Origin of the sequence: Rothia sp. HMSC061D12 (genome assembly GCF_001836735.1) — a bacterium.
Classification (GTDB): Bacteria; Actinomycetota; Actinomycetes; order Actinomycetales; family Micrococcaceae; genus Rothia.
Genome location: NZ_KV830311.1, coordinates 94,966 through 115,277 on the forward strand (window position 1 = coordinate 94,966; position 20,312 = coordinate 115,277).

General features: G+C 58.5%; 17 protein-coding genes and 3 tRNA genes. 5 read left to right on the plus strand and 15 right to left on the minus strand.

All coding sequences use genetic code 11. The annotated features are described in order from the left end of the window. The first annotated feature begins 42 nt into the window (after window positions 1–42). Both cls and HMPREF2682_RS08770 read left to right on the plus strand, forming a co-directional pair. Window positions 43–1,521 (plus strand): cardiolipin synthase, encoded by a 1,479-nt coding sequence (cls, locus tag HMPREF2682_RS08765; RefSeq protein ID WP_070833351.1) that lies wholly within the window; start codon window positions 43–45, stop codon window positions 1,519–1,521. 63 nt (window positions 1,522–1,584) lie between these two features. Beyond that, window positions 1,585–2,142, plus strand: coding sequence for a hypothetical protein (locus HMPREF2682_RS08770; RefSeq protein ID WP_049340248.1), 558 nt, complete (start codon window positions 1,585–1,587; stop codon window positions 2,140–2,142). 139 nt (window positions 2,143–2,281) lie between these two features. Here the strand turns inward: HMPREF2682_RS08770 and HMPREF2682_RS08775 are convergent, their stop codons facing one another. Both HMPREF2682_RS08775 and HMPREF2682_RS08780 read right to left on the minus strand, forming a co-directional pair. Continuing rightward, window positions 2,282–3,382: a YdcF family protein gene (locus HMPREF2682_RS08775; RefSeq protein ID WP_239661596.1), complete on the minus strand. Its 1,101-nt coding sequence runs from the start codon at window positions 3,380–3,382 to the stop codon at window positions 2,282–2,284. Between the two features lie 232 nt (window positions 3,383–3,614). Then, window positions 3,615–4,811 (minus strand): RNase H family protein, encoded by a 1,197-nt coding sequence (locus HMPREF2682_RS08780; RefSeq protein ID WP_049338251.1) that lies wholly within the window; start codon window positions 4,809–4,811, stop codon window positions 3,615–3,617. 270 nt (window positions 4,812–5,081) lie between these two features. On the opposite strand from HMPREF2682_RS08780, the gene HMPREF2682_RS08785 reads away from it, so the two are divergent. Continuing rightward, a complete protein-coding gene (locus HMPREF2682_RS08785) occupies window positions 5,082–5,360 on the plus strand; it encodes a putative quinol monooxygenase (RefSeq protein ID WP_070833354.1) in 279 nt (92 codons plus the stop codon). A gap of 135 nt (window positions 5,361–5,495) precedes the next feature. Here HMPREF2682_RS08785 and HMPREF2682_RS08790 read toward each other — a convergent pair whose 3' ends face one another. Both HMPREF2682_RS08790 and ilvD read right to left on the minus strand, forming a co-directional pair. Beyond that, the gene (locus HMPREF2682_RS08790; RefSeq protein ID WP_070833364.1) at window positions 5,496–6,530 is read right to left on the minus strand and encodes a 2-oxoglutarate dehydrogenase; all 1,035 of its coding nucleotides are present in this window, start codon (window positions 6,528–6,530) and stop codon (window positions 5,496–5,498) included. A 252-nt stretch (window positions 6,531–6,782) separates the two neighbouring features. Next, window positions 6,783–8,627, minus strand: a complete 1,845-nt coding sequence (ilvD, locus tag HMPREF2682_RS08795; RefSeq protein WP_070833367.1) for a dihydroxy-acid dehydratase — start codon at window positions 8,625–8,627, stop codon at window positions 6,783–6,785. Window positions 8,628–9,030: 403 nt separating this feature from the next. On the opposite strand from ilvD, the gene HMPREF2682_RS08800 reads away from it, so the two are divergent. Beyond that, the gene (locus tag HMPREF2682_RS08800) at window positions 9,031–10,875 is read left to right on the plus strand and encodes an alpha,alpha-phosphotrehalase (protein WP_070833370.1); all 1,845 of its coding nucleotides are present in this window, start codon (window positions 9,031–9,033) and stop codon (window positions 10,873–10,875) included. 145 nt (window positions 10,876–11,020) lie between these two features. On the opposite strand, the gene HMPREF2682_RS08805 is transcribed toward HMPREF2682_RS08800, so the two are convergent. The 7 genes from HMPREF2682_RS08805 to HMPREF2682_RS08835 all read right to left on the minus strand — a co-directional run bounded on the left by HMPREF2682_RS08805 (window position 11,021) and on the right by HMPREF2682_RS08835 (window position 14,979). Continuing rightward, on the minus strand, window positions 11,021–11,986 hold the full coding sequence (locus HMPREF2682_RS08805; RefSeq protein ID WP_070599258.1) for an ABC transporter substrate-binding protein: 966 nt from the start codon (window positions 11,984–11,986) through the stop codon (window positions 11,021–11,023). Between the two features lie 5 nt (window positions 11,987–11,991). Beyond that, entirely contained in the window at window positions 11,992–12,690 is a 699-nt protein-coding gene (locus HMPREF2682_RS08810) for an ABC transporter permease (protein ID WP_070833373.1), read from the minus strand. 3 nt (window positions 12,691–12,693) lie between these two features. Further along, window positions 12,694–13,473, minus strand: a complete 780-nt coding sequence (locus HMPREF2682_RS08815; protein WP_070833376.1) for an ABC transporter permease — start codon at window positions 13,471–13,473, stop codon at window positions 12,694–12,696. Further along, on the minus strand, window positions 13,470–14,417 hold the full coding sequence (locus HMPREF2682_RS08820) for an ABC transporter ATP-binding protein (RefSeq protein WP_070833378.1): 948 nt from the start codon (window positions 14,415–14,417) through the stop codon (window positions 13,470–13,472). The genes HMPREF2682_RS08815 and HMPREF2682_RS08820 overlap by 4 nt, the downstream gene beginning before the upstream one ends. A gap of 201 nt (window positions 14,418–14,618) precedes the next feature. Further along, window positions 14,619–14,691 (minus strand) — tRNA-Phe (locus HMPREF2682_RS08825). A gap of 73 nt (window positions 14,692–14,764) precedes the next feature. After that, window positions 14,765–14,838: transfer RNA gene (locus HMPREF2682_RS08830), tRNA-Asp, on the minus strand. Window positions 14,839–14,906: 68 nt separating this feature from the next. Beyond that, window positions 14,907–14,979: transfer RNA gene (locus HMPREF2682_RS08835), tRNA-Glu, on the minus strand. Between the two features lie 938 nt (window positions 14,980–15,917). On the opposite strand from HMPREF2682_RS08835, the gene HMPREF2682_RS08840 reads away from it, so the two are divergent. Then, complete coding sequence (locus tag HMPREF2682_RS08840) at window positions 15,918–16,499, plus strand: hypothetical protein (RefSeq protein ID WP_005507238.1); 582 nt, start codon at window positions 15,918–15,920, stop codon at window positions 16,497–16,499. 356 nt (window positions 16,500–16,855) lie between these two features. Here the strand turns inward: HMPREF2682_RS08840 and HMPREF2682_RS08845 are convergent, their stop codons facing one another. The 4 genes from HMPREF2682_RS08845 to HMPREF2682_RS08860 all read right to left on the minus strand — a co-directional run bounded on the left by HMPREF2682_RS08845 (window position 16,856) and on the right by HMPREF2682_RS08860 (window position 20,310). After that, window positions 16,856–18,259 carry an FAD-dependent oxidoreductase gene (locus HMPREF2682_RS08845; protein WP_070833380.1) on the minus strand — a complete coding sequence of 468 codons (1,404 nt, stop codon included), beginning with the start codon at window positions 18,257–18,259 and terminating at the stop codon, window positions 16,856–16,858. A 312-nt stretch (window positions 18,260–18,571) separates the two neighbouring features. Next, window positions 18,572–18,937: a DUF2218 domain-containing protein gene (locus HMPREF2682_RS08850; RefSeq protein WP_070833383.1), complete on the minus strand. Its 366-nt coding sequence runs from the start codon at window positions 18,935–18,937 to the stop codon at window positions 18,572–18,574. 177 nt (window positions 18,938–19,114) lie between these two features. Then, window positions 19,115–19,321, minus strand: coding sequence for a hypothetical protein (locus HMPREF2682_RS09580; RefSeq protein WP_239669159.1), 207 nt, complete (start codon window positions 19,319–19,321; stop codon window positions 19,115–19,117). Between the two features lie 239 nt (window positions 19,322–19,560). Beyond that, on the minus strand, window positions 19,561–20,310 hold the full coding sequence (locus tag HMPREF2682_RS08860; protein WP_070833386.1) for an ABC transporter ATP-binding protein: 750 nt from the start codon (window positions 20,308–20,310) through the stop codon (window positions 19,561–19,563). Window positions 20,311–20,312: the final 2 nt, after the last annotated feature.

Sequence of the window (20,312 nt, forward strand, 5' to 3'; positions counted from 1 at the left end):
CCCCCCCCCCCGCCCCACACGAAATACCGGCATAATAGAGGGATGAACTTGTTTGCCCCCGCCTACCTCGACTTCCTGCCCGACTGGCTACGCCTCGCACTCGGCATAGCCGATATCCTCATCCGACTCGCAGCCCTCTGTTGGCTCCCCTACAACCGCAAACCCGTGGTTGCCCTGGGCTGGCTCATGGCCATCTTCTTCATCCCCTTCGTAGGGTTCATCGCATTCCTCGTCTTCGGCTCCTCGCGCCTGCCCGCCTACCGCCGCGCACGCCAACACGCCATGAACGACTTGATCCGCGAAGTCAGCGAGAACAAGCCCTTCCTCACCCGCACCGACGACCTCTCCGACCCCGCAAAGGCAGCCAGCCAGCTCAACTACACCCTGGGCTCACTCCCCCTGGTCGGCGGCAACCAATTCACCCTCCACACCGACAACCACGAGGCAATGGTCGCCATGGCGGAAGAAGTCGACCGCGCCACCAAATACGTGCACTTCGAGTTCTACATCACCGCCTACGACGAGGCGAGCGCAGTCCTCTGGGACGCCCTCTTCGCAGCCCACGAACGCGGTGTACAGGTGCGCGTACTCCTCGACCACATCGGCTCCCGCAAATACCCGTCCTATAAGAAACTCGTGAAAATGCTCAACGACTCGGGTATGCAGTGGCGCCTCATGCTGCCGCTCAAACCGTGGAAACTCAAGTGGCAGCGACCCGACCTGCGTAACCACCGCAAGGTCCTCGTCGTGGACGGACGCGTCGCGTTCTCCGGTTCGCAGAACGCTATTCACCGCTCCTACGACATGCCCGAAAACATTAAGAAGGGCTTGGAGTGGAAGGACCTGACCTTCTCCTGCACCGGCCCCATCGTTGAAGAGCTCAACGCCGTTTTCGTCTCCGACTGGTACTCCGAAACGAACCAGCTGATCCTGGCAGAAATTAACACCAATATCCCCTACTACAAGGATGGGATGCGCGCCCAGGTTGTGCCCTCCGGCCCCGGTTTTGAAACCGAAAACAACCTGCGCCTCATTAACTACCTGATCTACAACGCCGAGCGGCGTATTACCATCTGCTCGCCCTACTTCGTGCCCGAAGAGACCCTACTGCAGGCACTCACGAACGCCGCCTACTCCGGTATTGAAACCACCGTGATTGTGTGCGAGAAGGGCGACCAGTTCCTGCCGAACATGGCGCAGCGTTCCTACTACGAGCAGCTGCTGCAGGCGGGTGTGCGTATTCTGCAGTACCCCAGCCCGACCGTGTTGCACTCCAAGTTCATGATGGTCGACGACGAAATTACGTTCATTGGCTCGTCCAATATGGACCCGCGTTCCTTCTCGCTGAACATGGAAGTGTCAACGTTCGTCATTGACCGCAAAATGGTGGCGATGCTGGATGAAGTATGCGCCGAATACGAGCAGGTCTGCACCGAGCTGCTGTACACCCAGTGGGCGGAGCGCCCGCGCCGCATCAAGATGACGGAGAACCTCTGCCGACTGTGGTCATCGCTCCTCTAAACTATTTTTCGCACACTCGCAGGGTCTGAGTTTTCATCCCCGCACTCGCCAAAGGACTATCGGTTGCCCCTTCTAATTCGTAAAGCACGGCGCAAATTCGCTGAACTCGATGCACACGATGTAGCCCACCGCATCTCCGCGTACACCTACGGTAATTTCTTGGTGCTGGCGGCTCTGCTGAGCGTCTACGACGCGAACGCTATCTTTGACGGCACCGCGATTCTCTACATTACGGGTACCGGTCTGACCACCTACATTGCCCACGTCATCGCAGAAATGCAGGAGTACCGGGTACTGCACGGCGGCACCCCGCCGCGAGAATTCGTCAAGCACGCGCTGGGCAACGCAAGCCCGATTCTGGGTACGACCGTATACCCCGTGCTGTTGCTGATTCTGGCGGCAATCCTACCGCCCGGCGCCACCTACGAGATCATTTTTGACTACACTATTCTCCTCTGTCTTGCGACCGTGGTGTGGCGTATTTTTAGCCTCAACTTCGCGATTGCTCGCTACCGCGGCGAACCGCTCTGCTGGCGTACCTTCCGAAGCGCTGTGTGGCTCACCTTCGCCGTTATTGTTCTCGCGATTGTGAAGATTATGTTCACTCACGCTGGTAAATAACCTCAAAGCTCCCCTGAAGCTCAGATTAACCGAGATCAGGGGAGCTTTTGTATGCACCATCGCTGGGATGCGCCGGGCCACATGCTAGAGCAGCGCTATACATTAGGACGGGGCTACCGGCTAGAGCCGCAGCTGGATGCTACATCGGTTCGCCCGGGCCCTTCAAATCGGCGGAGTACAAATACCACACGAAGAGCGCCACTGCAATGTAGAGAACCGTGCACAGGCTCAAAGTGATGATGTGGCGACGGCGAGTAATACTCAAATACCCAATAAACTCACGGATAAAAGCATTCACCGCAAAATACAGCTTCGTACGAGCCCCCGCACCCCAGCATTCCAGACCCAGCGAACGTGCCAACAGCAACGCACGGAACAGGTGGTAGCTGGTTGTTACCACAGCAACTTTCGGGGTTTTACCCTCGGCAACCTCCGGCATCAAGGCGTAAGAGAAGAGCAGGTTCTCGCGGGTGTTCACCGCGCGGTCCTCCACAATAATGTCCGCCTCGGGAATGCCGCGGGATACAGCGTAGCGAGTCATCGCCACGCCCTCGGGCACCTCCTCATCCGCGCCCTGACCGCCAGACATAATCAGCTTCGAGCCGGGGTTCTTACGGTAAATTTCAATGCCGCGATCGATACGACCCGCCAACAGCGGAGTCACCTGGTCACCAATAAGACCCGAACCAAGCACCACCACATAGTCAGCCTGCTGGCGGAAATTTACCAGGTTCAACGCTGCCGCCACAGTAAAGCCCACCGCGTAGATAGTGAAATAGGTCAGCACCAGCGAAAAATAGAAATAAATAGTGCCCCACACGCCGCCAAACGGAACATTCTCCACCGAACCGGGAACAAAGAACGGCCCCACAATAAGAGCGACACCGGCAGCCAATGCCAAAGAATTAGTGAGCGAAAAACCCTCACGAGCAATAAGGCGCACACCGCTATAAAGGAACAGACCGGTCAAACCCAGAGGCGTAAAAAGCGAAAGAATCACCGGAATGATAACAATGAGGAGCGCCAGCACCAGCAAAATCTGGTTCTCTGACACAACCGCCATTGCGCCCAGGCTCGTACCCAGCAACCCCACGGTCACAATCAGTAGCCAGCCGACAAACACGCTACGGCGTTCCCGCAGGTAGAGGCAGATAAAAAGCACCGGCGAAAGCGCCGTCAGCGCGTACAGCACCACCAGCGGGATATATAGAGAAGAACCGGGAGGAGGAAGAAACTGCATAAATTGGATCCCAAAGAATAAGTAAAGTGTGCGCCCGCTGAAAATCGGGAGAATCAAAAAAATTCTTCACACAATTCTATCCCCACCGCTGTACATCTATCGCTGCAGGCCCGCCGCACACAAGCGCATGCAGAAAAGGCAAAAGGGCAAAAAGAAACACGCGACACCTCCGACATTGCATACTTTCGTATGCGGCGAATGTATCGCGCGTTCATTTCTACCCTGGACTAGTTTAGCGCCATAAACGGTTTCCCGTGTGGATTGAAGAAGGTTTAATCTGCAACCACTCCGGCGCAAGCAGGCGAACAGCCTTCGCACAACCCGACAAAGCAGTAATAATCGACTCGCAACGCTGATTAAACTCGCTCTGGTGACGCTTATCCACAATCTGCCCCGGAAAATGGCGATGCATCTTCGACACAGAGTCGCTACTCTCCTGCAAACCGTGGCCCGTATGGCCCGGAACATGCTTCACCAGCACACGCTTCTCGCGGATAGCCTCCGTCAAAGCACGCATCTGAGCCACAACACGCTCATCCTGAATGCCCTCAGAAACCCAGGCTTCAAAAGCCCAACGGCTATGCGCCAAACGCAACACAAACGTCAACGCACCCAAAGAATCCGTATGAATAATCAGGCGGCGCGAACCGCTATGGAACACCGTATAAGCCGCCAACATTGCAGACAGCTCACCGGTCATAATGTTCACGCCATCATAGTGGGCATGAAAATAGAAGCCGTCCTCACTCACGCCGGCGATACCCATACGGCCGCCACGCTGATACTTCTTATTGTGAGTCGAACGGAACGAACAATCCGTGAAAACGCTATAGTCCTGCAGCTGAGCCAGCGGACGAGGGGTCAGTGCCTCCTCCACCATCTCATCCACAGCGGTACGTGCCGCACACACCTCAGCCTGCATCCGCTCATACGCGGGCGTGCCAGCAAGCTTCACATGCACTTCACCCAAAGAATGGTTATCGTACGGGTCCAGCACCTTCTCAAAGGCGCGGTACTCCATAATCCCCTTCAACTGGTCGCAATCACGGAAAAGATGCTTCAAATTCTTACGGTCAGCAGCAATCGTCACCAGGTTCTGACGGTACTGCTCAGGAACCACATCCCACGCAGAAAGCACGGCACGGCCCAGCAGACGCGGATGCACCTCATCACAGCACTCCATCAGGGAATGAACGTGAGTGAAAAGCATCAGCTCCTCATTCACCACCGTGCGGGTGCCGTCCTGCTTAGAAATAAAAACCACCGTCGACAACGCCGAATAGCAAAAACCCTGCGCCGTACGATGCTCCTGAGCCACCGCAATCACAGCAACGCCCTGATTCGTGTACCCGGCAGGGTACGAGGCGCTATAGTCGGGAGCCTCCCAAGTCAGGGTGCATCGTTTGATATGCGCCGGTGAAAATCCCATGAGTGTCACCCCCCATGCGTGCCATACCGCTTCTCCTTCCATTCATGCGGTGTATCGTCCTCATTCTTTTATAGGTCGAAAAGAAAGGGGCACGCAAATATAAAACGCCTTTTTTACGGTGAGCGAATGGGCCAGCCGAAAATCCTCTCACCCGCCGCCACAGCGCAAGAAAACCACGACCATTGCCTCCCCGAACCGGGGGTGAAGGTGTACGGTAAAAGAGTCATATACAACGCGGCCTCACGCCGCCCACCCCATAAGGAGAGCCCCATGATTGGTGTTTACGCCGGAGTATCCGTCAAGCCCGAGCACGTCGAAGAATTCCTCAAGACCATCGAACCGCTCGTGACCGCAAGCCGCCAGGACGAAGGCAACGTCAGCTACGACTTCGGTGCCGTCTCCGACACCGACTTCGCATTCATCGAGCGATGGGAATCCCAGGAACTACTCGAAAAGCACATGGGCGCCGAGCACTTCCAGAATGCTGTCGCCGCATGGGAGCCGCTGCTCTCCTCCGAGCTGGACGTTCGCATCGTCAACTTCCGCTAAGCAACGTTAAAGACCGAGGTGCCCGGCACCCCCTACGTGAGGGGTGCCGGGCACCTTCGCATATCAGTTATCGAGGCGAGCGCGGCAACTCGCAGCGCGCCTCGCCTTCATTCTCGGTTTAGCGGCGCTCTCGGCTTATCGGCGCTCTAGGCCGACCTCCACCGAATCAAGCGTGAAACCATTCGTCGCGCTCACGCAATGCACCTTACCGCTATTCACCGACTTGCAGGTGTAACCATACGCGGTCACCACCTGACCGGTCGGCAGTGCAGTAATACCCTCGGTATTCACCGGCTCCGGGGTGGCAGTCTGACCGACCAGGCTCACCTCAGGAGCCTGACCCTGCACCATGTGCACGCGCTGCTGCGCGGCACCGGAGGCGGCATCCCAACCCTCCAGGGTCACACCCACCAGCGCCTGGCAATCCACACCCGACGGGGTCACCGAGCACGCGACCTTAGAGTCCGGGCTGGTGAAACGCAGCGCCTCAACAGTCTTCGCAGAATCACCCTGACCGAAAGTGCCGCCACCGTACGCTTCAGCGAAAGTCAGCGTACCCGACAGCATGCGGGTCTGTGCCGGAATCAGCGCCAGGCGCGGCTTCTCAACGCTACCACCCTGCGTGAAGCAGGCACCCGTAATGTAGTCGCGGCCCTGCACCTTCGTAGCGCACTGGTACCACTCAACACTCGCCGAACCGTCCTGGTTCTTGCGGCTGTTGAAGAGGCGCACCGCCTCCTGAGCCTTCGCACAATCCGAACCGTCATACACATAAATACCGGCGGAACCACCCAGCAGGCTGGTCACGCCGCAGCGGGTGCCCGCATCAATAGTGTTCGCGGAGCCGCTTGCCGTAGCGTATGCCGCCTCATACTCAGCGTCCGTGCTCGGCTCATTGGTCGGGGTTGCTACAGCATCAAAAGTTGCCGGCGCATCCAGACCGGCAGAAATCTGCACAGTATTCGGCTTCCAGGAGCCATCCGCCGCGGTGAACAGGGTCTTCGCATCAACGGGCGCAGAAGAAGTCGCCACCATCATCGGGGCGGTTTCAGAATCATCAGCCTGCGGCTGAGCGGAGCAAGAGCTCAAAGCGAGCGCACCGATACAGGCAAGAGCCGTCAGGGCACGACGAGTAAAAGCACGCTGTGCGCGTGCGGGCAGGGTAACCATGAATACGTCCTTGTGAGGGTTGCGAATTGCGTTGTGTTTGAGTGGTTGTGCTGAGTCGGTGAAGCGGGTACCTAAATACCTTCTTACACCCTACTGCACCGCAACTGACAAGGCAATACGCCGCACCAGGTATCCCACGACGGCAGACAAAGACGCGGGCAAAGAACAGCGCCCCGCCCGCAGAAAAACCGCGGAACGGGGCGCCAGCCCATCAGGGCAAGATATTAAATTCTCACACGATATGTGAGGGGCTTATACGTCCTCGGGCAGGATGCGCACGCCACCCTTATCAGCCGAAGCAGCCAGCATACCGTACACCTTCAGGGCGTTCGATACGTGACGCTCACGCGGCTTGGTCGGACGCCACGGTGCGGCACCCTTCGCCTCGCGGCGAGCAGCCAGCTCCTCATCCGAAACGTTTACACGCAGGATGCGGTTGTTCACGTCAATCTCAATCTCGTCGCCGGTCTGCACCAGGCCGATTGCGCCGCCAGCAGCCGCCTCCGGGGAGACGTGACCAATCGAAATACCCGAGGTACCACCCGAGAAACGACCGTCAGTAATCAGTGCACACTTCTTGCCCAGGCCCAGACCCTTCAGGTAAGAGGTCGGGTACAGCATCTCCTGCATACCCGGGCCGCCCTTCGGGCCCTCGTACTGGATGACGACAACGTCGCCTTCCTTCACGTTCTTCGACAGGATCTCGTGCACAGCCTCGTCCTGCGACTCGACCACGAAGGCGCGACCCTTGAAGTGGAACAGCTCCTCATCAATACCAGCGGACTTGATGATTGCGCCGTCCTGAGCGATGTTGCCGTACAGGACCGCCAGGCCGCCGTCCTTGGTGTACGCGTGCTCCACGGCGCGGATGCAGCCGTTCTCAGCGTCAGTCTCGTGGGACTCGTACTTGTTCGCGGTGGAGAACGCGTGGGTGGTGCGCACGCCGCCGGGAGCTGCGAGGAACAGATCCTTCGCCTTCTCGCTCGCCTTGCCGCCGCGGATATCCCACTCGTCCAGCCACTCGTCCAGCGAATCAGCGTGAACAGAATGAACGTTCTTGTGCAGCAGGCCGGCACGGTTCAGCTCACCCAGCAGTGCGGGAATACCACCGGCACGGTGCACGTGCTCAATGTGGTACTTGGTGGAGTTCGGGGCAACCTTCGCCAGGCAGGGAACCTGACGGGAAATACGGTCAATATCCTTCAGGGTGAAGTCAGCACCCGCCTCGTGAGCAATCGCCAGGGTGTGCAGCACGGTGTTGGTCGAACCGCCCATCGCCACATCCAGCGCCATAGCGTTCTCGAACGCCTCCTTGGTCGCAATGGAGCGGGGCAGAACCGACTCGTCATCCTGCTCGTAGTAGCGCTTAGCCAGCTCAACGATGCGGCGGCCAGCATCCAGGAACAGCTCCTTACGAGCAACCTGAGTAGCCAAGGTGGTGCCGTTACCGGGCAGCGCCAGACCAATCGCCTCATTCAGGCAGTTCATGGAGTTCGCGGTAAACATACCCGCGCACGAGCCACAGGTCGGGCACGCGTTCTTCTCAACCTGAGCGAGCGCCTCATCGCTGACGCTGTCATCAACAGCCATCACCATGGCGTCAATCAGGTCGAGGCGGTGCTCAACAATACCCTCAATGCCCTCACCGGACTCCATGGGGCCGCCGGACACAAAGATAGTGGGGATGTTCAGGCGCATAGCCGCCAGAAGCATACCGGGGGTGATCTTGTCACAGTTAGAGATGCAGACCAGCGCGTCGGCACGGTGCGCGTTGACCATGTACTCGACCGAGTCAGCAATCAGATCGCGGGAAGGCAGCGAGTAGAGCATACCGTCGTGACCCATCGCGATACCGTCATCAACAGCGATGGTGTTAAATTCCTTGGCGACGCCGCCAGCCTCACGAATCGCGCCGGCGACCAGCTCACCCATGTCCTTCAGGTGCACGTGGCCGGGCACGAACTGGGTGAAGGAGTTCGCGATAGCAATAATGGGCTTGCCGAAGTCGTCATCGCCCATACCGGTGGCACGCCACAGGGCGCGGGCACCAGCCATGTTACGGCCGTGAGTTGAAGTACGTGAACGCAGTTCTGGCATTGTTTTACCTTCCGTAGTGATGCAAGTACTGATTTTACGCGCGGCGTCCAACGCTCTTCAGCTCAGGGTCACTTTGGTTTCATGCATCGAAACGCGCACGAGCCTGCAACCGCCTATCGGTGGGAGTGTTGAGGCCACGGGGGTTGTGCCGGATCTGCGGCAGAATTGCCCCCTTTGGGGTAGATAGGGACATCACCCCATTATGCCCCCTAATCTGGAATGAGCCCAGGTTGCGGGCGGCGATATTCAGTCGGCGAACGGCACCGGGAGGCGGCGGGCCGCTGTGCCTGCCGCGTACGGGCCTCGCTGTGCATACGTAGCACCATCCGTAGCACCGGCGCAGTTCGTTTCTAACGCACTGATTTATACACGCTGAACCCTGCTTACGTTTCAGAAGGTTTCTATGACACAGGCACCCACCGCATCGCTCACCCTCACGCCGGCAATCAGCCCGGCAACCACCCCGGCAGGCGGCAAGGATTTCGCGTCCTCCGTCATCTACCAGGTGTACCCCAAGTCCTTCTACTCCTCGGCGGGTGGCGCCTACGGCGACCTGCGCGGCGTCATCGAGAAGGTTCCCTACATTGCCTCCCTGGGCGTGGACATGGTGTGGTTCAACCCGTTCTTCGCCTCCCCGCAGAACGACAACGGCTACGACATCTCCGACTACTACTCCATCAACCCCGACCTGGGCACCATGAAGGACGTCGAAGAGATGATTGCCGCCCTTGCCAAGCACGGTGTGGGCGTCATGTTCGACATGGTGCTCAACCATGTTTCGACCGAGCACGAGTGGTTCCAGCGTGCGCTCGCCGGTGAACGCGAGTACTGGGATTATTTCTACATTCGCCCCGGCAAATACGCCGAGGACGGTCAGCTGCGCGAACCGACCAACTGGGAATCGAAGTTCGGCGGCTCCTGCTGGTCCCGCTTTGGCGAGTACACGGATGAACACGGCACTCCCCTGTTCTACATGCACCTGTACGACCGCACCCAGGCTGACGTGAACTGGTACAACCCGACTGTGCGCGACGAACTGTTTAAGGTCGTGAACTTCTGGTACGAGAAGGGCGTGCGCGGCTTCCGTTTTGACGTCATTAACGTCATCGGCAAGGGTGAAGAGCTGCTCGACGCCCCCGAAGGCACCGTGGACAAGGCACAATACACCGACACCCCGATTGTGCACACCCGCATTCAGCAGCTGAACCGCGCCTCCTTCGGTCAGCATGATGACACCGTGACCGTGGGCGAAATGTCCTCGACCAGCATCGAGAACTGCGTGGGCTACTCCAACCCGGCGAACCACGAGCTGGATATGGTGTTCAGCTTCCACCACCTGAAGGTGGACTACGAGAACGGCGAGAAGTGGTCGAAGGTTCCGTTCCGTTTTGCCGAGTTGAAGCAGATTCTGAACGATTGGGCACTGGGTATGCAGGCCGGCGGCGGCTGGAACGCGCTGTTCTGGAATAACCACGACCAGCCGCGCGCGCTGAACCGTTTTGGTGACGTTGAGCGTTACCGTGCCGAGTCGGCAACCATGCTGGCGACCGTGATTCACCTGCTACGCGGCACCCCGTACGTGTACCAGGGTGAGGAAATCGGCATGATTGACCCGGTCTACTCCTCGATCGAGCAGTACGTGGATGTGGAGGCACACAACGCCTACGCGATGCTGCGTGAGCGCGGTCTGAGCGAGCAGCAGGCTCTGGAAATTGTGGCGTCGAAGGCTCGCGATAATTCGCGTGTGCCGATGCAGTGGACCGCGGATCCGGTGACTGCCGGTTTCGGCTCCGAGTCGCCGTGGCTGGCTCCCGGCCCGGTACGTGATGCGGCGACCGGCGCCGGTATTTCGGTGGAGGATGAGGAGCGCGACGGTGTGATTCTTCCGTACTACCGCAACCTGATTGCCCTGCGTAAGCAGTACCCGGTCATTTCTGTGGGTTCGTACGCGCCCTACGCGCTGAATCACGAGCGGGTTTTTGCGTACCTGCGTGAGCTGCCCGCTGAGGCTGGCTCCGAGGACGGTAGCCCAGCACAGCGTCTGCTGGTGCTGACGAACTTCTACGGTGAGCCGACCGAGGTTGAGGTTCCGGCTGAGTTCGTTCGTTCCGGTCGCGTGCTGGTGTGTAATTACAAGAATTCTACGGTCGATTCCGCTGCGGCGGATTCTGCTGTATCTGATTCAGCTGAGACGGTGACGCTGAGCCTGCGCCCCTACGAGGCTCTGGCGTTGCTGATTGAGGGCTAAAAGCTACTATATGCCCCTCCCCTAACGTGTGGGATAAGGGCAATATAAACCGACCTGGCAATATTCTATTTCTAGAATATTCCCAGGTCGGTTTTGTTTATAGACATTCCTATAGAGGAATTAATATGGAATATCAGGAAGAATCTTAGAAGCCGTGCTCGTTCAGCCAGGTAGCCGCCGCCTGCGCGGGCTCCTGCTTAGAGGTACCCGAAACACGGTCATTCAAAGTACGCAAATCAGCGGTAGTGAGCTTCGCCGAAACGCGGTTCAGAACCTCCGCCGCAGAGTCGGGAACTCGCGACGTATTGATAATGGGCAGCACCTGCTGAGCCAGAATCATGTTCTTCGGATCCTCCAGCACCACCAGCTGATTCTGCTCAATTGCGGGGGTGGTCGAGTAGAGGTCAACCACCTGCACGGTGTCATCCAGCAGGGCCTTGACGGTCAGCGCGCCGCCGCCATCCGAGAGGGGCACAAACTCGGCGGGGACGCATCCGTACTTCTCTTTTAGACCCGGGATGCCGTAGGCGCGCTCGGCGAACTCCGGGGCGGCGCCAAGCTTCAGATTCGTACAGCGGGAGGCGAGGTCCTCAAGGCTTCGCAGACCGTACTTCTGGGCGGTCTGCTCGGTAACGACGAGCGAGTCCTTATCCTCCGCCTCGGAGGCGTTCAGGGCGCGGATTTCAGCCCCGGAGCCACCCGTGGTGAGGGTGCCGAGGGCGGCGGGTAGCGCCTGCAGAATCTCCTGCGCAGTGTTAGCTGTAGCCTTCGGGTCGAGGTAAAGCAGCAGGTTGCCGGAGTAGTCCGGGATAACGTCCACCGCACCGGAGGCGAGTGCCCCCAGGTACGCCTCGCGGGCGCCGATGCTCAGCTGGGTGCGGGCGTTGAATCCCGCTCGGGCGAGGGCTCCGGCGTAGATTTCGGCGAGGATTTGGGATTCGGCGAAGGCCGCTGAGCCGACGATGATTCCTTCGTGTTCGCCGCTGAAGACTTTGTCGCCGCTGAGCCCGCAGGCGCTGAGAATACCCGCCATGCCGAGCGCTCCGGCGGCGGTTAGGGCAGTGCGACGAGATACGGTAGGGCGCGTGAAGGTTTGATGCGTCTGATTCATCGGGTTCATGCCTTCTTCCGGTTGATGGTGAGCCCCGCGGGGGTGAGCGCACGCTGCACAAGGCCCATGAGCGCATCCACGGCGAAGGCGAGAAGCGCCACGAGCAGGGTTGCGACGAGCATGCGCGGGTAGTCGCGCACGGCGAGCCCGTCGAAGAGGTACCTGCCGAGGGTTCCGCCGCTCAGGTAGGCGACGATGGTCGCGGTTGCGATGACCTGCACGAGTGCGGAGCGGAGCCCGCCGAGCATCATGTTGGCGGCGAGCGGGATTTCGAGGCGGGTCAGAATCTGCCATTCGGTCAGGCCTTGGGCGCGGGCTGCGTCCACGAGGTCTTCCGGCACGGCGGCGAGGCCTTCAAGAACTCCGGCGAGCAGGGGCGCCGCCGCAATAATAATGAGCACGATGAGGGAGGGCAGGGTCGAGACGCCCAGCCAGAGTGCCAGGATAGTGAGCAGACCGAGTGCGGGCAGCGCACGGGTGGCAGCAACGGTGCTCATGAGCAGGTTGCTACGGCCGCGGTTGGTGCCGTAACCCGGGCGGTGGTGCCCAGCCCAGAGGCCGAGGGGCACGACGATGAGTGCCGCGCAGACGGTAGCGAGGGCGGTAACGCTCAGGTGTTCGAGCAGGCGCACGAGGATTCCGCCGCTTCCCTGCCAGTTGGCGCCGTCCATGAGGTAGGCGAAGGTTCGTTCTATGACGTTCACGGGTTATGCCTTCCTTTCGGGGCTGCGGCGGTTCGCAACCGTAGCCGCCTGCCAGGGCGTAAGTGCCCTTGTCAGAAGGATAAGAAGCAGATCGAGGACCAGCGCCAGCAGCAGGCTAAGGATTACGCCAGCCAGGATTTCCGAAGGGATATTACGCGCGAGCCCGTCGGTGAAGAGCGTGCCGAGCGAGGGCACACCGATGAGGGCACCCACGGACACCATCGCAATATTTGCCACGGTTGCCACGCGGATTCCCGCCATAATGACGGGCGTAGCGAGGGGCAGATAGAGCTCCATCAGCGCCTGTCGGGGCGTGTATCCGAGGGCGCGTGCAGATTCGTGCACGCTATCGGGTACGGAGTCGAAGGCATCCACACCGGAGCGCACCATGAGCGAGAAGGAATAGACGCTCAGGGCGACGAGCACGTTCAGCGGGGAAATAATGGAGGTGCCCAGAATGAGCGGCATCAGCACGAAAAGCGCGATCGAGGGGATGGTGTACAGCAGCGAGGAGAGGTGCATGAGGGTTCGCGCACCGATGCGGCGTTCGGAACCGCGGTCACGGCGACGGCTCGCGTAGTAGGCGACCGGCAGCGCGACGAGAGCGCCAATCGCGACGGGCACGACGCCCTGGTAGAGGTGGCTGAGGGTCAGCTCGAGGATGCGCTGACTATTGGTGGCGACCCATTCCCAGTGCATGTCGCTTGCGGCGAGGGGTGATGCCACTAGGGGATGCGCGGTGAGAGGTGGTGCCGCGATCACACTATTTTCTAGAAGACTCATTCGCTTTTCTCGCCTTCTACCGCACCATTCTGTGCTTCTCGGGAGGCGGCAAGTCGGCGTTCACGCGCCTGGCGCACCGTCTGCTCATCCAGCAGGCCGGCAACGGAGCGGCTCACGAAGGAGCGCACAAAATCATCGGCGGGGCTGTAGAGAATCTCTTCTGGAGTACCGAACTGTGCGAGGCGGCCACCCTCCGCGAAGACGGCGATTGTATCGCCGAGCAGAAGCGCCTCATCAATGTCGTGGGTGACGAACACGATCGTCTTGGCGAGTTGCCCCTGTAGGCGCAGCAGCTCTTTCTGTAGGTCGGTACGCACCACCGGATCCACCGCGGAGAACGGCTCGTCCATCAGCAGGACGGGCGCATCGGCGGCGAGAGCACGCGCCACACCAACGCGCTGGACCTGACCGCCCGAAAGCTGGGAGGGGTAGCGCTTGGCGTACGAAGAATCCAGACCGACCACGTCGAGCAGTTCGAGGGCGCGTGCCTGCGCCTCCTTGCGGGAGGCACCGAGCAGGCGCGGTACGGTGGCAATATTCTGCGCGACAGTGCGGTGCGGCATGAGCCCGCCCTGCTGCATCACGTAGCCAATGCCGCGGCGCAACTCGTAGGGGTTCTTCTCGTGCACGTTCACGCCGTCAATGGTGATGGTGCCGCTATTGGGCTCCACCATGCGGTTAATCATGCGCAGACTAGTGGTTTTACCGCAGCCGGAGGGGCCGACGAACACGGTAATCTGCCCGGCGGGAATATGCAGGTTCAGGTTCTGGAGCACCGTGGTGGGTTCACCGGTTCGGCTCGGGTAGCTTTTGGTGATGTTCTCGAAGCGGATTCCGCCCGCCTGCGTGCTACCAGTGGCAGCATTTTTTGCCCACGGAATTTGGGGTGAGTCCTCTAGGCGTTGGTGAGTTGAATTTTGTGCGGCTGAATTTTGGGCGGTCATGGGTGCGTTGGTGCTTTCTGCAGTGGCTATAGGGCAGGTGCCTCTGTATACAATCTGTATACAATTCTATATACGAAAAGGCGGCATCTCAGGGTTTTATTCCCAAGATGCCGCCTTTTCGACGGTTTTGCAGTATCTGCAACCGCAAAGTTTTTTAAAAACAAAACCCGCCCCACTGTAGAAGCCTGGAGGCGGATTTCGTGGCTCCGACCGGCGTCGATCCGGTGACCTTACGATTTTCAGTCGTACGCTCTACCAACTGAGCTACAGAGCCTTGCGTATTTACTTTTAGATACGCAATGACCGCGTCTTCGGATGAATAATCATCTGAACTTACGCGGCCAGAGCGACCCCGACGGGACTTGAACCCGCGACCTCCGCCGTGACAGGGCGGCGCGCTAACCAACTGCGCTACGGGGCCTTGTTGGAATCAACAGAAGTAAACTCTATATCATCTAACTTGGCTTTGCAAATCGTGAGATTTGCAAGTACCCCCAACGGGATTTGAACCCGTGCTACCGCCGTGAAAGGGCGGCGTCCTAGGCCGCTAGACGATGGGGGCCTAGTCGATCGAACAGGTTCCGTTTTCTTCATCCCGTCGTTCGAACCTCCACTAGTCTATGACAGGTTTGCGGAGGCGTGCAAACCGTTTTGTTCGATTTTGCCCGATTTTGACCCCCATTTTCGACCATTTATAGCCTGGCACATATGTATTTAAGCTTGTCAATGAGGATTCAGAAAAACTTCAAAAAATTTTAAAATTTCTTCACAACACCCCATATCAGAGGCTTTTGGAAGGTTTTTAGACACGTTTGGGTACCTACAGGAGCCCAGAGAAAGACTTTTTCGCCACCTCCATTTCTACAGATTTTCTACAAACTCCTCCGAAATTTTGTTTTGAAGATGCCGACATCAGTCCCGCAAGAATTCCGAAAACCCACCTTCACATCTCTTATACACCCCTCTTATGCGCATCGCAGCGGCCAAAAAACTCCACAATATCTCCAAAAAATTTTCGACAACTTTCTACGCGCTTATATAGGACATGCAGGCAAGACGCTACCCTGGGTGCAGATATCTGCAAGAGAGTGCACAGCAACACCTCTCTAGAGGGTTCACCCCAGCCTCCCCGGAGCCCTCAAAAATGTGCCGTGCAAAGCAACTACAGGCCAGAATGCACGTAGATGCAAATATTCACTCTTGGGAATACAATAAACCGGCTTGTCAGACGCTTATTTTTCTCTCAGTGCAGATATCTGCGCAATTATGACGACGCAGAAATATAAAGATTTGATAAACCTCTAGCGATTGACAAGGAGAGATGAAAGCCAGCTGAAAATACCCCCTGAAATAGCTTGAAGCCCCCTCTTTGAGCACCGTACTATAGAGGGCGTGAGGTCACTTCCGGACCTTGCACGGGGCCACTTCCGGAGCCCCAGACGTAAAGTCACCGCACATTACAGCACCGATAAACCGCATAGAGATCCAAAGGGGGATCCAGTGTCCGCAACGATGAATCGCCGCACGGCATTCCGTGCACTCGGCGTAGGCACCGCAACCATCGCTCTCGGCTGTGCAGCTGCACCCGCAGCGCAGGCACAGCAGATGGCGCACCCGCAGAAGGCAATGACTGCCGACCAGCAGCTCAAGCTGATTCTGCGCCGCCTAGAGCAGGTACCTGCCCGTTTGAAGTATGCGAAGCCTGGATCCTCCAACCGCGTTAATAGCGGCATTGAGAGCGCACTGGGCAACCTGACCACCGTCCAGGGCACTGACGCAGGCCGTCAGATTGCAAGCGCTAAGGCCGCTGTTCGTAAGTCTGATGGACGCGCCCACGCAGCGCTCTCCCCCGTTGGTGTTATTGCCTGCGTTGTCAGTATTGCAAAGTTTGTCATTCAGCTGGGCATCGCCATTTACAAGCTTATTAAGGCACTCGTTAACGCCTTCAAGCAGTGGAAGACCTTCAAGAACATCGTGAAGGCCGTCATTTCTGGTGAAGCCCGCAAGAAGCTGGGTACTGAAACTGAAACCGTACTCAAGGCCATTTTGGGCATTGAAGACGTCCTCAAAAAGTGTGCATAGTCTACACACCGTACGGCTATGCGCTTGTTTAGAGAGCTAATCTTGGTGTTTCTTTAGCTTTCTAGACCCCGTTAAGGGATGCGCCGCACGTGGAGTCACTGCATGGGCTCGCTGCGCGTCCGGGTAGCCGGAGGGTATGTCCTCGAGTGTCTTCGGCACCTACCCAACCCACCCCGCATGACCTCATGGTGCGGGGTGGGTTTCTTTAACCGCTCTTTCGATAACTCTTCCGGGCAGGAGCTTCTCGGGCTTGCACCCCGTGACTCCCCCACCTCCTTATATACAGACAAAAATCGACCCCGCACCGGCTCACGGTACGGGGTCGATTTCTATGCTCTACGTACTAGAGGTAAGGATTACTCGCCGCGGGAGATGTTGATCATCTCGTCGCGGTCCACAACCTTCACGCGGGCGCGAGGCTCACCGGCAGCGTCCTTGGATGCGGCGCCCAGTGCCTTCTCGTGGTCGTCCAGGCGGTGCCAGCCTTCCCAGGTGGTGTACTTGATGCCCTTGGAGTCCAGGTAGGCGCTGAATGCCTCTGCCTCCGGCTCGGTTGCGGTGTAGAGGTTCTCGCGGTCCTCGAGCAGGTGGGTGATGGTCTCGAGCGCGTCAGACTTGGTGGAGCCGATCAGGCCGACAGGGCCGCGCTTAATCCAACCGGATGCGTACAGGCCGGGAACGACCTCGCCGTTCTCGTCCACGACGCGACCCTCAACGTTGGTGATGACGCCGCGCTTGTCGTCGTAACCGATTTCGGGCAGTTCGGAACCGAAGTAGCCGATTGCGCGGTAGACAGCCTGTACGGGGTAGTCCACGTACTCGCCGGTGCCGATGATGCCGCCGTTGCCGTCGAGCTTGTTGCGTTCCATGCGCAGGCCCACGACCTTGCCGTCTTCGCTGAGAATCTCGTGCGGGGACTGCAGGAAGTGTAGGTGCAGGCGGCGGGATGCGGTCTGCTCGTTGGTCTTCTGGTCTTCCAGCCAGCCGCGCAGGGTCTTCATCATGACCTTGGTCTGTGCGTTCTTCTCCATTGCTTCTTCGGAAGCAGCGTCGAACTGGAAGTCCTCTTCGTACAGGACGATGTCCACGTCGCGGGAGTGTGCGAGTTCGCGCAGCTCGAGCGGGGTGAACTTCATCTGTGCGGGGCCGCGGCGACCGAAGACGTGCACGTCGGTCACGGGGGAAGCCTTCAGACCCTCGTAGACGTTGTCGGGGATTTCGGTGACGAGCAGGTCGTCAGCGTGCTTGGAGAGGATGCGGGAGACGTCCAGGGCGACGTTGCCGTTACCGAGCACTGCAACCTGCTCAGCTTCGAGCGGCCAGGTGCGGGGGTAGTCGGGGTGGCCGTCGTACCAGGAGACGAAGTCTGCTGCGCCGTAGGAGCCGTCCAGGTCGATGCCCTTAATGTTCAGGGGTGCATCAAAAATCGCGCCGGTTGCGAAGATGATGGCGTCGTAGTGTTCGCGCAGGTCGGCGAGGGTCAGGTCCTTGCCGTATTCAACGTTGCCGAAGAAACGGATGTCGCCGCGGTCCAGGACCTTGTGCAGTGCGGTGATGATGCCCTTGATGCGGGGGTGATCCGGTGCCACACCGTAGCGGATCAGGCCGAAGGGGGCGGGGTAGCGGTCGAAGATGTCGATGGCGACCTCGACGGCGCCGGTGCGGACCTCTTCAGACTTGGTGAGGATGTCGGCGGTGTAAATACCGGCGGGACCTGCACCAATAACGGCGACGCGCAGGGGGCGTGCTGCTTCAGACACGAAAATCTTCCTTTCGAAGTTCACCGTCCGGCGCCCGGTGCGGCGCGAACAGGCGGTGAGCTTAGTGTTCACTTCTTGCCTATTTTACCGGGGATTGACGGGTGTTCGGTGGCTTATATGTCTTCGCCCACTAAATAGGATAATTTTCTGTCACCTAATCCGGGCGGGGTCACCTAATTCAGGAGGGGTCGCCTAATCCGGGCAGGGCGGCGCATCCACCCCGGGCGCCTCCGCACGCAGCGGGCATAGAACTGCCCCGCCCTCCGAGGTGCAGGAGGGCGGGGCAGGGGAACGAAGACTAGAAAGCAGGGACTAGGAGGCGGGTACCGCCTCGAAGGTGACGACCAGTTCGTCACGCTCACCGAAGCGGACCAGATGGCGGTCCAGCACATCCGCCAGACCAGCAGCCAACTCGTCGTTTTCGGCGCGCACCTCCATGATGAGTGCACCGTCGGTTTCGCGCAGGTCACCGTAGCCGCGGAAAATACCGTCGCGGTTGAAGGTGAGGCGCAGACCGTCGGGCAGTTCTGCGGTGCCGAGCTTGCGGCCCATGTGCGAGCCGAGCTGCTTGATGTATCGGGCGGGGCGGTCGGTTGCTACGATGGCGCGCTGGCGTACCGGCAGGGATTCTGCGGCGGGGTAATTCTCAGCGGTGTTTTCTTGGGGAGTTTCAGTCACGGTGGGTTCCTTCTCATCTATGCCGAATTCTCATCTATGCCGAAAAAGGCTCACCACACAGAACCTGGCATCCGGCGACGCATGTTTCACCTCGAATATAGCAGTAACTTAGGGTTCACTAACTTAATATGTCATCGTTGTTCGCGCAGGGGCGATAAACAACCGTTCGTTACGCGCCTACCTCTTGAGCTTAATCTCAGCAGCAGCACCCAGGTGAGCCGAAGTCACAGCATCGTTCAGACGCTTAAAATCCGACCGGTCAGTATACGTAATCGTCAAAACAGCCTTCTGCCCATCGCACAGAAGAGTCTGGGAGAACTCAACATTCTTCGCAACCGAACGAATAGCATTAAGCTCTTCAGTCCGCGCGAGAGCTTGCTGCACATCCTCCGGTGAAGAAGCTGTTGCACAGGCTGGTGTAGTGGTCGAATACTCATTCAGCCATGGCTCAAAAGCCCCGCCCCAGTACAAGCCCAGCAGAGCACCAACAAACACCACGCAAGCCGCTAGGACGCCCACCACTTTTCGCGGCAGATGCCGCAATCCATTCTTTTGAGGGGCATCGCTTCCTGAATTTTCCGGCACACGATCATACTCATCACGAGCTAGGGGGCTCCTGGTCGTCATGATTCCTTCTCCTTCTGATGAGAATTTACGCTTACATCCGCTAGTCCCGAATCGGGAATTCGGGTAGGGGCTTCAAGACGGCATAGCCTATCGCAGGCGGTCATCATATCTGCGTCGTGAGTCGCCACGATAACTGTGGCTCCACGCCGAGCAGCAGAGCTCAACAGCTCAACAACCAATGCCCGGTTCTCAGCATCAAGACTTGCCGTCGGCTCATCCGCAAAAATGTAGCGAACACCCTTGTGGATTGCCCGAGCGATACCCACCCTCTGCTTCTCACCACCACTCAGCAGGGCAGCCGAAGTACGTTCCTTCCCTTCAAGACCAATGACGCTCAGAAGCTCGCGGCTCTCATCCGTAATACGAGCACGGCCAAAGGTCTTACGGTCAAGCAGAATATTCTCGATAACGCTCCATTCCTCAATAATTCCGTAATCCTGAAATACGAAGGAAGCTTCATCAGCCCAGAATGCAAGACGTTCCTTCTCACGAGCACGTTCCATATGGCGGCCCCCGATAACCACCTCGCCCTCGTGAGGTGGCATCAGCAGACCCAGAACATTCAAAAGCGTCGTCTTACCGCATCCGCTCGGACCCACGATTCCGGTTACTTCCCCCGCATATGCCTCAAAGTGGGGACTCTGGAGAATGGGCTGCCCCTGCGCATACACCACAATGTTGCGGGAGGCGATAGTTACCTCAGGGTGTTCCACATTGCCAGAGGGATAAACAGTATTCCTCATCATTC

What these genes read in the sequence shown, in the direction of transcription:
- cls (WP_070833351.1), top strand. Translation starts at nt 43, where the DNA reads ATGAACTTGTTTGCCCCCGCCTACCTCGACTTCCTGCCCGACTGGCTA.
- HMPREF2682_RS08775 (WP_239661596.1), bottom strand. Translation starts at nt 3,382, where the DNA reads ATGCAGTTTCTTCCTCCTCCCGGTTCTTCTCTATATATCCCGCTGGTG.
- HMPREF2682_RS08780 (WP_049338251.1), bottom strand. Translation starts at nt 4,811, where the DNA reads ATGGGATTTTCACCGGCGCATATCAAACGATGCACCCTGACTTGGGAG.
- HMPREF2682_RS08785 (WP_070833354.1), top strand. Translation starts at nt 5,082, where the DNA reads ATGATTGGTGTTTACGCCGGAGTATCCGTCAAGCCCGAGCACGTCGAA.
- HMPREF2682_RS08790 (WP_070833364.1), bottom strand. Translation starts at nt 6,530, where the DNA reads ATGGTTACCCTGCCCGCACGCGCACAGCGTGCTTTTACTCGTCGTGCC.
- ilvD (WP_070833367.1), bottom strand. Translation starts at nt 8,627, where the DNA reads ATGCCAGAACTGCGTTCACGTACTTCAACTCACGGCCGTAACATGGCT.
- HMPREF2682_RS08800 (WP_070833370.1), top strand. Translation starts at nt 9,031, where the DNA reads ATGACACAGGCACCCACCGCATCGCTCACCCTCACGCCGGCAATCAGC.
- HMPREF2682_RS08805 (WP_070599258.1), bottom strand. Translation starts at nt 11,986, where the DNA reads ATGAATCAGACGCATCAAACCTTCACGCGCCCTACCGTATCTCGTCGC.
- HMPREF2682_RS08815 (WP_070833376.1), bottom strand. Translation starts at nt 13,473, where the DNA reads ATGAGTCTTCTAGAAAATAGTGTGATCGCGGCACCACCTCTCACCGCG.
- HMPREF2682_RS08820 (WP_070833378.1), bottom strand. Translation starts at nt 14,417, where the DNA reads ATGACCGCCCAAAATTCAGCCGCACAAAATTCAACTCACCAACGCCTA.
- HMPREF2682_RS08860 (WP_070833386.1), bottom strand. Translation starts at nt 20,310, where the DNA reads ATGATGAGGAATACTGTTTATCCCTCTGGCAATGTGGAACACCCTGAG.